The following is a 13,401-nucleotide window of genomic DNA, read 5'->3' on the forward strand; positions in this document are numbered from 1 at the left end:
AAGCAGGTTATATTATTTTTTATTGAAATAGTTACTCATAAAAAGGAGCTGGTGCTGCACTGCATTCTCCCAGTAAGGCCAGTTGTGCGCACCCGGACGGGAAATGTAATCGTGCGGGATTTTGCGGTATTCGAGCTGCTTGTGCAGATTTTCATTCACGCCATAGAAGAAATCCTCGGTACCACAATCTATCATGAGTGAAAGCGAGTTGGGCGTCAGCAAATGAAGCATGTTGATCACCGTATTCTTCTCCCATCTTTCGGGCTGCTCCGCATAGCTGCCCAGGCGCTTGGCCATATCCCAGTTATTGGGAAAAGGACGGATATCCACGCCGCCGCTCATGCTTCCGGCGGTACCATATACATCCTGATGCTTCAATGCGAGATACAAGGCTCCGTGGCCGCCCATACTCAGTCCGGTAATGCCACGCCCTTTGCGATCTTTGATGGTTTTATAGTTTTTATCTATATACGAAACCAGTTCTTTCGAAACATAGGTCTCGAACTGTGACTGCGGATCCACAGGGCTATCCCAATACCAGCTGCTGAAGCCGCCGTCGGGGCACACGATAATCATATTGTAATGGTCGGCGGCTTGCTGGATGCCGGGCGCTTTGGTAATCCAGTTGGAATGGTTGCCGCTGTAACCGTGCAGCAGATACACCACAGGAAACTCCTTGCCTGCATTATACCCGGCCGGCCGCACCACAACCACTTTAAGGTTCTTTTTCATCACCGCGCTATTCACCTCCACAGTGTCGACCTGCGCCGCGCTTACCGGACTTACTGTAAACAGAGCAAATGCAAAGAGTAACAGAAATGCTTTTTTCATTTTAAAGAGTTAAAAGAGAATTGAGAGAATGACGTTAACGGGGAGGCAGCCACCGTAAGTTTTTGAGAAAATTTTCTACAACTCCATGGTGCAAAGGCCTTAAACCCCGCAAATATTGTAGAAACCGGGGAAATATCCCGTTTTAGCACATGAGAAAGTAGCTGGCATTTAAATTGATATAATCCAGATATCTCTAAAATAACTCTAACTCAAAATTTTATAACAATGGGAAATCTCCTGTATACCATAGCCGTGATCCTGGTGATCCTGTGGCTGATCGGCTATTTTGGCTTTGCAAGTTTTGGATTAGGAAATATCATTCATATTCTACTGGTGATCGCCGTAATAGCGATTATTCTACGTTTGATACGCGGCGACAGGGTGGTTTAGCCCAACATCCACTCAGCACCATGAGCCCGGGAGGTTAGTTTTCAACCGTTCCGGGCTTTTTGTTTGCAGCAATCCGGCTACAAAACCTTATCTTGAGATAGCCTTTGCACGATAACCCCTTATTCTATGCAGTCAATTTTACGCAAACACCGCTCACTGGTGTTACTGATTATGCTGGCCGCTTCTTCCGGTTGCCTGATGGCACAGACGTACGTCGGGAATGTCGAATTCACCAGCCAGAGCGCGCTGAATTCCTGGGAGTCTCAATGGAAAACGGTTACCGGCAATATTTACATCACCAGCCTGGCGAGCGATGTCATTACCAGCCTCGCTCCGCTCCAAAACATCACCGGCGTCGGGGGCGCCGTCATCATTGCAGAAAACCATTCGCTCACCTCGCTGAATGGCCTCGGCGGCCTCCAAACTGCGGGTATGCTGGAGATATCGTTTAACAGAGCATTAAATAATGTGGGAGCTCTGAGCGCCCTCACGACTGTCAACGGCGCGGTGAATATCGTCGGCAATGAATCTCTTACCTCGCTTACCGGACTGGCTAACAGTCTCACGATCGGCGGGGACCTTACGATCCGCAACAACCCGATGCTGTCCGTATGCAACGCTACGCCTATTTGCAACTATCAGCGCACCCATCCGGCCGGCACTTACTTAAATGTGTCCGGCAATGCGGGCATGTGTTTCAACGAAACAACGCTCTACTCGGCGTGTAACGGCCCCTTACCCGTGGTCCTTACTGAATTCGATGCGATCGGCGAAGGGTCTTCCGTGCGCCTGAGCTGGGCCACCACGACCGAAAGCAATGCTTCCCATTTCGATATTGAGCGCAGCAGCGACGGCCGGGCATGGCAAAAAGCGGGTGTTTTGCAAGCCAAGGGAGAAAGCGTACAAAAAGAGGCTTATTCTTTCTCGGATGATTTCCCTTTAGCTGGTGAAAATCTTTATCGCCTGCGCATGACCGACCGCGACGCCACATACTCGTATAGCCGCATACGGAGCGTGTACGTGCGCGAGGCCCCGGCGCCCGCCTACCCTAACCCGTTTTCGGAATTCCTGTTCCTGTCGCCGCGCCAGGCCAGCCTCCCCGGCGCAGTAGAACTCTCAGACGCCCGCGGAAAAGTGGTATTCCAGGCACACGGCCTGTTACCGGCAAGCATTACCACTTCACAGTGGCGTTCGGGCGTTTACCTGTTAAAACTTACGGACAAGAATGGGCTTTCGACGCAGTTTAAGGTTGTGAAAGCAGACTAGCTTTGTCTGATTTCTGGCATAATTGTTTTCCAATCGCGCGAGGATTAAACCAATGCACGATATCATGGAAACGACAATCGAATACGACTATCCCTCGCTCGTGAATGCGGTATTCTCCAACCGCAACGATGCCCAAAAAGCTTATGATGAGCTGATCTACCGGGGTTATAAGCCGGAGGAAATCAACGTGATCATTTCGGACGAGACACACCGGATACACCACGAAAAAATTGCAGAGGAAAAACCAGCGCATTCGACGATGGAGAATGCAGGCATTGGCTCAGCTATCGGAGGCACAGCCGGGGCCATCGCCGGCGCGATTATCGCCATAGGTACCACGGTGGTAATTCCGGGCCTCGGCATTGCGGTAGCTGGTCCGCTGCTCGCGGCGCTTACGGGTGCAGGAGCAGGCGGACTCACAGGAGGCATTGTGGGCGCATTACACAACCGCGGAATACCCAGGGAACATGCCGAAGCATTTGAATCCAGCATCCGCGAGGGCGGGGTAGTCATCTCTTTCACCCCTCGCACCGTCGAAGACAGGATAGAGATCATCGAAGCCTGGAACCGCTACAACGCCCGACAGCTTCATGGCAACGAAACCTACAATGCCTGAAATGCAAGAACCCGCCATTGCGCGGGTTCTTACATTTCATAACAAATCTTTGATCCTTACCCACACATTCTCGGCGAGAATCTTGTGTCCTTCGGCCGTCGGGTGAATGCCATCGGCCTGGTTCAGTTTCGACTCGCCTCCTACGCCTTCGAGCAAGAAGGGAATAAGGGTTACTTCATTCTTTTTCGCCAGATCAGCGTACACATCCTTGAATTCGGTCGCGTATTTCTGTCCCATATTCGGCGGGATTTGCATACCGGCCAGCACACGTTTGGCGTCTGGGTATTTAGCCTTTACCTTATCCAGGATTTCCTGCAGGTTCTTCCGGGTTTCCGAAACAGGAATACCGCGCAAGCCGTCGTTACCGCCGAGTTCGAGTACAAAAACATCGAGCGGTTGTTTGAGCAGCCAGTCGATACGGCTATTGCCCCCGGAAGTAGTCTCGCCGCTCACGCCTGCATTCACGACTTTGTAATTAAGACCCAGCGAATCGATCCGTTTTTGGATAAGGCCCGCAAAACCCTGGGCCGGATCGTCGAGGCCGTAACCGGCCGTGAGGCTATTGCCGAAAAACACGATGATCTTTTTCTTCGCAGCGGGCGTTTTGGTAGCTGCCTGGGGAGAGTCGGCTTTATGCCCGGACTCTTCTTTTTTCTCTCCGCCACATGAACACAGCGAAGCGGTCAGAAGGGTTAATGCTAAGAATGTCTTGAAAGAACGCATATCAGCCATAATCTGGATTCAAAAGGAATGGATTTTATAGTTTCAAAAGGCATACCCGGCCATTCATTCTCAAATAAAAACCGTTTAAACTATATTTATGAGAAACAATAGTCGAAAAGAGGCAAATTAGGCCTTTCACGCCTGGGCTACGCGCCCCGGGCTACGCGCCCCGGACTGCGCGCCCCGGACTACGCGTCCCGGACACGACGCAAACATAAAATAAAAACGATTGATGAATACCATACTCGATCTGCACGACGTCAGTAAAATATATAAAAGCGGCGACCGCACCCTCAAAGTCCTCGACAATATCAGTTTTTCCATCGAAACAGGTTCCACCGTCTCGATCGTAGGCCCTTCCGGCAGCGGTAAAACGACGCTTCTAGGCCTCTGCGCCGGACTCGACCGCTCGACGGCCGGCACAGTAGAACTGCACGGGACCCGGCTGAACGGCCTCAACGAAGACCAGCTGGCGGCCGTTCGCAACCAATATGTAGGATTTATTTTCCAAAACTTCCAGCTCCTGCCTACACTCACCGCATTGGAAAATGTGATGGTACCGATGGAGTTGCGTGGTGAAAAGAATGTAAAGTCCCGTGCGCTCGACCTGCTCGATAAAGTGGGCCTGGCCGAACGCAGCCACCATTACCCTACCCAGCTCAGCGGCGGTGAACAGCAGCGTGTATCGCTGGCGCGGGCATTCTCCAACCGGCCACAGATCCTGTTTGCCGACGAACCGACCGGTAACCTCGACGCCGAAACAAGCGAAAAAGTGGTAAAACTGCTTTTCGACCTCAACCGGGAGGCGGGCACCACGCTGGTAGTCGTTACCCATGACCTCGAACTCGCTGCTAAAACCCAGCGCATTATCCGCATTAAAGGCGGCAAAATTGTGGAGGCCAGTTAACCGTGAATTTCCGATGAACCCCAATACTTTCAACCTTTCCTGGTTATTGCAAATGGCCTGGCGCGACAGCCGCAGGAACCGAGCACGGCTCGCCCTGTTCATATCGTCGATTATCCTCGGCATTGCTGCGCTCGTGGCCATTTACTCGCTCGGCGACAACCTTCGCGACAATATCGACAACCAGGCCGCTACGCTCATCGGTGCGGACCTTTCAATTTATAGTGGCAAGAAAATCGAGGGAAAAGCGATGGCGTTTGTCGACTCGCTAGGCAAAGTGCGCTCCGAAGAACGCGCATTCGCCTCGATGGTGTATTTCAATAAAGGCGGCGGCAGCCGGTTGACGCAGGTGAAGGCGCTCTCCGGCGATTTCCCCTATTATGGTAAACTGGAAACCATTCCGGTTTCAGCCGAAAAGACGTTTAGGAACCGTCAGGAGGCATTGGTGGATCAAACGCTGATGTTGCAATACCGCGCACAGGTCGGAGATTCGATCCGGATCGGGGAAGTCACTTTTGCCATTGCAGGCATCCTCGAAAAAGCACCTGGCACGACCGGCATTACAGCCTCGGTGGCACCGGTAGTTTACATTCCCATGCGCTTTCTGGACCAGACGGGCCTCATGCAGAAAGGCAGCCGCGTCGGTTACAGGTATTATTTCAAATATCCCGCCAAAACGGATGTCGAAAAGATGGTCAAGGCGCTGGAACCTAAATTTGAGCGCTTCGACCTTGACTATAACACGGTTCAAAGTCAGAAGGAAGACACCGGCCGCTCCTTCCGGGACCTGACCCGCTTCCTCTCGCTGGTAGGCTTCGTCGCGCTCCTGCTCGGGTGCATAGGCGTCGCGAGCGCCATACACATATATGTGCGTGAGAAACTGAATTCCATAGCAATACTCCGCTGCCTGGGTGTAAAAGCGTCGCAGGCTTTCCTGATCTACCTTATTCAGATCGCGGGTATCGGAGTCATCGGCACCGTGCTTGGAACCATTCTCGGGACGGTGATCCAGCAGTTCTTACCAGTGGTTTTGAAAGATCTGCTTCCGTTTGACCTAACCACAGACATTTCATGGCCTGCTATCGGGCAAGGGTTGGCGATCGGTGTACTCATTTCTATACTTTTCGCATTGCCGCCGCTGGTATCGATCCGCAAAGTATCCCCGCTGAATGTACTGCGCTCGGCTTCCGATGCCGCCCACCCCGAACGCGACGCCGTGAGCTGGGCATTGTACGCGCTGATCGTCCTGTTCATTTTCGGGTTTTCGTTCCTGCAAATGCAAACCTGGGTGCAGGCACTGGTATTTACCGCGAGCATTCTAACCTCATTCCTCATCCTGTTCGGTATCGCCAGCTTGCTGATGTGGCTTGTGCGCAGGTTCTTTCCTACTTCATGGAGCTATCTCTGGCGCCAGGGACTTGCCAACTTATACCGGCCTAACAACCAAACCACTATTCTGATCGTGTCCGTAGGCCTCGGTACTTCCCTGATTTGTACGCTCTTTTTTATCCAAACCATTCTGCTTACCCGTGTGAAGCTTTCGAGCAGCGGCAACCAGCCTAACATGGTGCTTTTCGACATTCAGAGTCATCAGAGAGACGGCGTTCTGGCCATTGCCAAGGCGCAAAATGTACCGATCAATCAGAGCGTTCCCATTGTAAATATGCGCTTGGAGGAAGTCAATGGCAAAACCGCCTCCGACTTCGAAGGTGACACCACCGAACAGTCACGCCGCATTTTCGGCCGGGAGTACCGTGTTACGTTCCGCGATTCGACCACTTCTTCCGAAAAAATCACGAAAGGGAAGTGGCAGGGTAAATACGACCAATCCTCCGGGCTTATCCCTATTTCCGTTGAAGGCGGGTTCGCGGAAAGGAGCCGCCTGGAAATAGGCGACACGCTGGTTTTCAATGTGCAAGGCACTATTATGTCCACCATTATTTCCAGCTTCCGGGAAGTGAACTGGAGTGAGGTGCGTACCAATTTCCTCGTTGTATTCCCGACCGGCGTACTCGAAGAAGCCCCTCAGTTCCACGCCATGCTCACGCACGTGCCCAATCCGACCGTCTCGGCACGGTTCCAGCAGGCGTTGGTAAGGCAATACCCCAACATTTCGGTCATCGACCTTGCCCTGGTGCTGCGTGTGCTGGACGATATTTTCAACAAAATCGGCTTTGTAATCCGGTTTATGGCCGGTTTCAGCATTCTTACCGGACTGATCGTGCTCATCGCGTCCGTCATGATCAGCAAATACCAGCGCATTCAGGAAAGTGTGCTTCTGCGCACGCTGGGCGCCAGCAGGAAGCAAATTTTCGTCATTACTTCACTTGAATACTTCTTCCTGGGCGCGCTCGCTGCATTTACGGGTATTCTTATCGCGGTCATCGGAAGCTTCTGCCTTGCCAAATTCAACTTCGAATCCGAATTCAACCCGGAGCCCGGTCCGGTGGTGCTGATATTCCTTTTCGTCTCTTTGCTAACCGTAGTCATCGGCTTGCTCAACAGCCGCGGCATCCTGTCCCGACCGCCGTTAGAGGTATTGCGGCAGGATGTTTAAGTGTTTAATTTTCGGTATATTTATACTGAAATTAAACTACACACACGCTTGGAATTTGACATTAACGGCAACTTGAAGCCCTACGAGATTATTTACACCGACTGGGCAACATTTAAAGCCGAGTTTGTGGACGCATTCCCGCGATCGAGTACGAGGCAGGTGATTTTCCAGAATTTTTCAGAATATTTGGAGAGGCTCATCCCCATCATTGGCACGGGATTTCATCAGTGGATAGATGGAAGTTTTGTTACAAGAAAACTTAGCCCACGCGACATTGATTTGGTGACATTTGTCGATGCCGGCATTTATTATAGCAATGAACCAGAAATCGATATTTTCCGCAATGGCTACCTAGGTCACAAAGCAAGAATTGACGAATACTTTGTAAAGCAATATCCAGACGCTCATAGAAAGTACGAGTTCTACCATATGGACACGCTGCAATGGTATAATCAATTCACGACTTCGCGCGCCCAGCAACCAAAGGGTTTCATACAACTAAATTTTTAGATCATGGATATGAAGGTATTAGAGGATTTGCACGATTGGACAGCGAAGGTTGCCAGGCTTATTGAACTGGTAGCATTTACTAACAAAACTCTGCAACTACATCGCGAATTAGGCGATACTCCGTCGATTATTAAGCAGTACGAGCGTTTACTCGCAGAACAACAACAAGAGCTGGACGAACTTCTGAGGACATATGGCTTGACAGTCAAACTCCTTCCGTTGGAAACCGCCGCCTAGCAGCCTCACAATGATCTGTTGGCACCCTTCTTTTCGTGGTACTAACTAGCTTTTCCCCTTCGTCCCGTCTCTCCTTTCTCCGTTCCTCCGGCTACTCCACTTTCCGACCCGCGTCCTATCCGTTCGCGGCGATTTAACAATTCCTTAAAACCCATTCTTTCATTTATTCTTGCTGCTAACCCCATTTTTGGCTCGAAATGCTGCTTTAATGCAACTTTTCCCGTCCCGATTAGACTTTGGGATGATTTAAAATCACTATTCCTACACCGCAAAAAGCAATATTAATTTCATCCAATTTAATCTTCATATTTTTTCAAACGTTTGCACAGAATTTCAAACGTTTGCATTGATTATAGAGTTATTGCTATTAATTATCTTAAAAATACAATTTGTAATCTTGTGGTTTATAACTCCCCAAATTTCCTCTATGACTAAAAATCTCTTTTGCCTCAACTTTCTATTCATTGTAAAATCCAATAATCCACGACTATGAGAAAGACTTCGACTCTATCAGTCAGGACGGGAATAATCAGAAACTGCCTTATGCAAGTAACGGCCGTATGCGGCCTCCATGCCATTGCCGCAGCTGAAATACCCGTTCCCAAAGGCCAGCCCAGGAAGCATGTTGAAACCAACATGAATACATCGCAGGAGGTTACGCTCACCGGAAAAGTTACCACCGAAGGCTCCTCCGAAGGTCTGCCCGGCGTTACCGTGGTGATCTCCGATGCCAATGGCAATAACAAGCAAGGTGCAACTACCAATGAATCAGGCTCTTTCAGTTTTGCAAAATTACAAACGGGCCAGCGGTATAACCTGGAATTCAGCTACATTGGTTTTGAAAAACAGTCGATCAGAGACTTCCTTCTGACTGAAAGCAACGCCAATTCCATCGAAATAAAGCTCAAAGAATCCGCTTCCAACCTTAGTGAGGTGGTCGTGGTGGGTTACGGCATTGCTACGAAAAAGGATATTACCGGTTCGGTGAAGTCTTTGAAAAGCGCCGAGTTCAACCAGGGGATCATCAACTCACCCGAGCAGTTGTTGCAAGGAAAGGTGTCGGGCGTGAACATCACGTCGGCGACCGGTGAACCGGGCGGTAAAACCAGCATTACGGTTCGCGGTCCGGGTGGTGTGCGCACAGGTAGTACGCCATTGTTCGTCGTGGACGGTATGGCACTCGACAACAGTGGTACGGGAGGCGACGCAAACCCGCTCAACTTCCTGAACCCGCAGGACATCGAGTCGATCGATGTATTGAAAGACGCTTCGGCCACAGCCATTTACGGTGCCCGCGGTGCGAACGGGGTAATCCTGATTACCACTAAAAAAGGCAAGACCGGTCAGGCGAACGTTACCTACTCGGGAAGCCTCGGCATCTCGAATGTGGCCCGCCCGCTGGACGTGCTTTCGGGGCCGGAGTTCCTCGCGGAAGCCGCCAAACTGGGCGCAACCGTTACCGACGGCAAAGCGAATACCGACTGGCAAAAAGAAATTTTCCGGACGGCCACTACGCACAACCACAACGTATCCATTGGAGGTGGCACCGAGAAAATGACGTATTACGCTTCATTCGGAGCCCAGAAGCAACAAGGTATCCTGAAAAACAGCCAGCAGAACCGCTACACCGGCCGTGTGAACCTTTCCCAAAAACTGTTTGAGGACCGTGTGACGCTCGATTTCAACCTGAACGCCACCAACACCAAAAACACGCGCCCCAATAACCAGGGTGTAATAGGTAGCGCCCTGACGATCAATCCTACTTATGCGCCGTATGACGCAAACGGACAGATTGTTCAATATCAAGACTTTACTAACCCTTTGTTTACCCTGCAACAGTACAAGGAAGAGCTTACCACCAACCGTGTGCTTGCAAGTATTTCGCCGTCGGTGAAAATTATCGACGGGTTGGTTTACAAACTCAACTTCGGTATCGATAATTCAACGGCTACCCAGGATAAGCAATTGCTGCCAAGTACGATCCCGGCGGAAATCGGGCGTCTGGAAACCTACGGCCTGCGCAATACCAACAGGCTGATCGAAAACTACCTGACTTACACATTGAATACGAAAGTACACAGCCTGACGGCGTTGCTCGGTCATTCCTACCAGCGCATTTTCATTCAGAGCCGGAATTTCAGCATCAACAAGTTCCCGATTTCCGATATCGAGCCCATTTACAACCCTGGTCTGGGACAGGATCTTTCATTGACGCTAAACCAGCCAGGCGGTTTTGCCACCATCAATGAGCTGCAATCGTTCTTTGGACGTGCGAGCTATGGTTTCAAAGACAGGTACCTGCTTACCGCAACATTGCGTATCGACGGATCTTCGAAGTTCGGTTCCAACAACAAATACGGATCTTTCCCCTCATTCTCGGCAGGTTGGAGAATTTCGGAGGAACCTTTCATGAAATCGTCGCCATTCTCGGAGCTGAAACTCCGCGTAGGCTGGGGATCTACGGGTAACCAGGAAATCCCTTCCAAAATTACCCAGGCGAGGTTTACATCGGTGGTTTCAGGAACAGCCAGTTATCCATTGGACCCTGGAACCAACTATCCCAGCGGAACAACCTACACACGTCTGGCTAACCCCAACATTCAATGGGAGGTTTCCAAACAGACAGACTTAGGCCTTGATTTCGGCTTGTTCAAAGGTGCATTGAGCGGAGAAATCGATTATTTCAGAAAAGTATCTGAGAAAATCCTCCTTGAAGTAATCCCTGCCGACCCTGTTCAACCTGCCAGTACTTTCTGGACCAATGTGCCTAACATGCAGATTATCAACCAGGGCCTGGAGCTTGACCTGAATTATCGCAATGCGCTCGAAAATGGCTTGAAATACTCATTGGGCGGAAATATTACTTTCATCAAAAACCGCGTGGAGAACTCGCCTTACACCGTAATCCCGTCGGGTTCCGCGCAGGGATCGGGTCTGACGTCGGCGACCATCAACGGTTATATCAACGGCGAAGCCATCGGCTCGTTCTACCTGAAAGAGTTCATCGGTTTCGATGAAAAGGGAATCAGCAAGTTCCGTGACGTGGACGGCAATGGCATTGTCAACGACGCCGACCGGATCGTGGCCGGTACTGCATTGCCTACGCGCATGTACAACTTCAATGGAAATGTCAGCTTCAAAGGCTTCGATCTGTCGGCCAACTTCAATGGCGTTGCAGGGAACAAAGTTTACGACAATACAGCCAACTCCAATTTCTACAAACTGAAATTGTCGAAAGGCGTCAACGTGACGCCGGAAGCGCTTGCATCTCCTGAGGAATCGATCAACAACTCAGCAGGTGTTTCTACAAGGTATCTCAAAAACGCCGCTTACCTGAGGCTGAACAACCTTGTGCTGGGTTACAATCTCAATACCGCCAAGCTTGGAATCAATAGATGGGTACAGACTGCCCGCATTTCGGTAACCGGGCAGAATCTGGCATTGTGGACCAAATACAACGGCTACGATCCGGAAGTTAACAACGACCGTTCGATCGCCGGTATTACCTCTTACGGTATCGACTATCTGAGCTATCCGAAAGCGAAAACCGTCATTTTCTCGATCAATCTCGGCTTTTAATTATTGACCCATGAAGAAGAAACTATCAACCATATTTGCGGTAGCCGGCCTGCTGATGCTCAGCAACGGGTGTACCGATCTGAAAGAACAAGTGCTCGATGAAACGCTCACGGCAAAACTTTCGGAAGAACAGACTGTCAACGGCCTGCTGGCGCCTACATACGCATTACTGCCCAACCTTTTCCAGCATACCACCTATTTTGCATTGCAGGAAATCTCCACCGACGAGGCGATCCTCCCCTACCGCGGCGGAACCGACTGGGGGGATAACGGTATCTACATCGCATTGCACAGCCACAATACCACCAGCACCGATCCTAACGTAAACAACACGTGGAACCAACTGGTACAGTCAATTTCACGCTGTATCACAGCCATTGAAGGTCTCAAAACCTCCACATCGCCCAACGCGGCACTCTACACTGCCGAGGCCCGCGGAATGCGCGCCTACTACAATATGGTAATGCTCGATTTGTTCGGTATTGCATTTGTGAAAGACGAGCAGGGACCTACGTCCATTTCGAAGATTATCCGTGGCGACGAGGCCGTCAAATACATAGAAAGCGAATTGCTGGCCGTTGAGCCGACGGTGCAACCAAAATCTGTTGTGGGCCCAGGCCGGTTGAACCAGGCGGCCGTGTGGAGCCTGCTGGCGCGGCTGAATCTAAACGCTGCTGTGTATCGCAACATCTATGGTGCCACATTCGATTTCAAGGCCGAGGATATGGACAAGGTGATCCAGTACACCGACAAGGTGATCAACTCGGGACAGGCAAAACTTTCCGCCGATTACTTCGCGATTTTCGGAAACAACAACCATACCAACGAGGAGATCATTTTCGCGGTGGACCAGCGCGCCGAACTGAACGGACACAACCGCATGGCCTATTTCTCGATTTCCGGCGATCAATTCCCGCTGGCTGAATTCCCTGCTGCCAACGGTACCGACGGCCCTGCGATCACTTCCGATTTCTATCAGTCGTGGGTACAGGCTTACGGGGCAGTGGATCCTTCGCGCGACCCGCGTTTTTATCAACAAAACATGTCCATTTATTCCAATGCTTCGGATACTTGTGTCGCCGACGCTGATTACAAAATCAACCGTGGTATTCTACGAGGCCAGCAATATGGTGCATTGCGTGTGAACGGTGCCTTCCTTCGCTGCCCTGACGGCAAGCTGAAAGTAGGAAAACTGAGCTATGTAACGCGCAACCGCGCCGATTTGCCCGTAAGTTTCACGGAGATGATCGACTTCACTACCGCAGGCAGCAATTACAACACGGGCTACCGGGTAGAGAAATACGAGTTCAGCAGCAAGTCAAACACAGGCCGTAACCGTGGCGAGGCAGACATCGTGATCGCACGTCTGGCGGACATTTATCTCATGCGCGCCGAAGCGAAACTCCGCAAAAGCAATGACGCTGCCGGGGCCCTCGCTGACGTGAACCTCGTACGCGCATCACGCACGAAGACACTCGCACCCCCAGCATTAACCAGCATGAATCTCGATCTCCTGTTCCGTGAGCGCGGCTTCGAGTTTTACTGGGAAATGCTCCGCCGCCCGGATATGATCCGTTTTGGCAAATACGAAGGTAAATGGACCGAAAAAACCAACACCGACGTAAAGAAACGCATCTTCCCGATCCCACAAACGGCCATCGACGGCGCATCGAATTCGCCGGGATATTTGAAGCAAAATGATGGGTATTGATATTTAAGTAACGAAAAAAACGAGGCAGAGGAAACTGTCTCGTTTTTTGTTTTAAAGGAAAAAGCTAGTCGACACGT

General features: G+C 50.8%; 11 protein-coding genes. 9 read left to right on the plus strand and 2 right to left on the minus strand.

Translation table 11 applies throughout. The features are described 5' to 3' along the window. Positions 1 to 12: 12 nt before the first annotated feature. A complete protein-coding gene (locus AC2YIT_RS15505; RefSeq protein WP_487279748.1) occupies positions 13 to 831 on the minus strand; it encodes an alpha/beta hydrolase in 819 nt (272 codons plus the stop codon). A gap of 225 nt (positions 832 to 1,056) precedes the next feature. Between AC2YIT_RS15505 and AC2YIT_RS15510 the strand changes: the two genes are divergently transcribed. The 3 genes from AC2YIT_RS15510 to AC2YIT_RS15520 all read left to right on the plus strand — a co-directional run bounded on the left by AC2YIT_RS15510 (position 1,057) and on the right by AC2YIT_RS15520 (position 3,103). Then, the gene (locus AC2YIT_RS15510; RefSeq protein ID WP_295927853.1) at positions 1,057 to 1,221 is read left to right on the plus strand and encodes a lmo0937 family membrane protein; all 165 of its coding nucleotides are present in this window, start codon (positions 1,057 to 1,059) and stop codon (positions 1,219 to 1,221) included. Between the two features lie 126 nt (positions 1,222 to 1,347). Then, a complete protein-coding gene (locus AC2YIT_RS15515; RefSeq protein ID WP_487279749.1) occupies positions 1,348 to 2,487 on the plus strand; it encodes a T9SS type A sorting domain-containing protein in 1,140 nt (379 codons plus the stop codon). Between the two features lie 64 nt (positions 2,488 to 2,551). Beyond that, positions 2,552 to 3,103, plus strand: a complete 552-nt coding sequence (locus AC2YIT_RS15520) for a hypothetical protein (protein ID WP_430845490.1) — start codon at positions 2,552 to 2,554, stop codon at positions 3,101 to 3,103. A gap of 36 nt (positions 3,104 to 3,139) precedes the next feature. Here AC2YIT_RS15520 and AC2YIT_RS15525 read toward each other — a convergent pair whose 3' ends face one another. After that, the gene (locus AC2YIT_RS15525; RefSeq protein WP_487279750.1) at positions 3,140 to 3,835 is read right to left on the minus strand and encodes an arylesterase; all 696 of its coding nucleotides are present in this window, start codon (positions 3,833 to 3,835) and stop codon (positions 3,140 to 3,142) included. 223 nt (positions 3,836 to 4,058) lie between these two features. Between AC2YIT_RS15525 and AC2YIT_RS15530 the strand changes: the two genes are divergently transcribed. The 6 genes from AC2YIT_RS15530 to AC2YIT_RS15555 all read left to right on the plus strand — a co-directional run bounded on the left by AC2YIT_RS15530 (position 4,059) and on the right by AC2YIT_RS15555 (position 13,324). Then, positions 4,059 to 4,733: an ABC transporter ATP-binding protein gene (locus AC2YIT_RS15530; RefSeq protein WP_487279751.1), complete on the plus strand. Its 675-nt coding sequence runs from the start codon at positions 4,059 to 4,061 to the stop codon at positions 4,731 to 4,733. 13 nt (positions 4,734 to 4,746) lie between these two features. Continuing rightward, complete coding sequence (locus tag AC2YIT_RS15535; RefSeq protein ID WP_430845487.1) at positions 4,747 to 7,287, plus strand: ABC transporter permease; 2,541 nt, start codon at positions 4,747 to 4,749, stop codon at positions 7,285 to 7,287. A gap of 48 nt (positions 7,288 to 7,335) precedes the next feature. Beyond that, on the plus strand, positions 7,336 to 7,797 hold the full coding sequence (locus tag AC2YIT_RS15540) for a DUF6932 family protein (RefSeq protein WP_430845486.1): 462 nt from the start codon (positions 7,336 to 7,338) through the stop codon (positions 7,795 to 7,797). Between the two features lie 3 nt (positions 7,798 to 7,800). Further along, on the plus strand, positions 7,801 to 8,034 hold the full coding sequence (locus tag AC2YIT_RS15545) for a hypothetical protein (RefSeq protein WP_430845485.1): 234 nt from the start codon (positions 7,801 to 7,803) through the stop codon (positions 8,032 to 8,034). A 543-nt stretch (positions 8,035 to 8,577) separates the two neighbouring features. Beyond that, a complete protein-coding gene (locus tag AC2YIT_RS15550; RefSeq protein ID WP_487279752.1) occupies positions 8,578 to 11,613 on the plus strand; it encodes a SusC/RagA family TonB-linked outer membrane protein in 3,036 nt (1,011 codons plus the stop codon). Between the two features lie 10 nt (positions 11,614 to 11,623). Beyond that, on the plus strand, positions 11,624 to 13,324 hold the full coding sequence (locus AC2YIT_RS15555; protein ID WP_487279753.1) for a RagB/SusD family nutrient uptake outer membrane protein: 1,701 nt from the start codon (positions 11,624 to 11,626) through the stop codon (positions 13,322 to 13,324). Positions 13,325 to 13,401: the final 77 nt, after the last annotated feature.

The organism is Dyadobacter sp. SRI_021 (assembly GCF_057586235.1).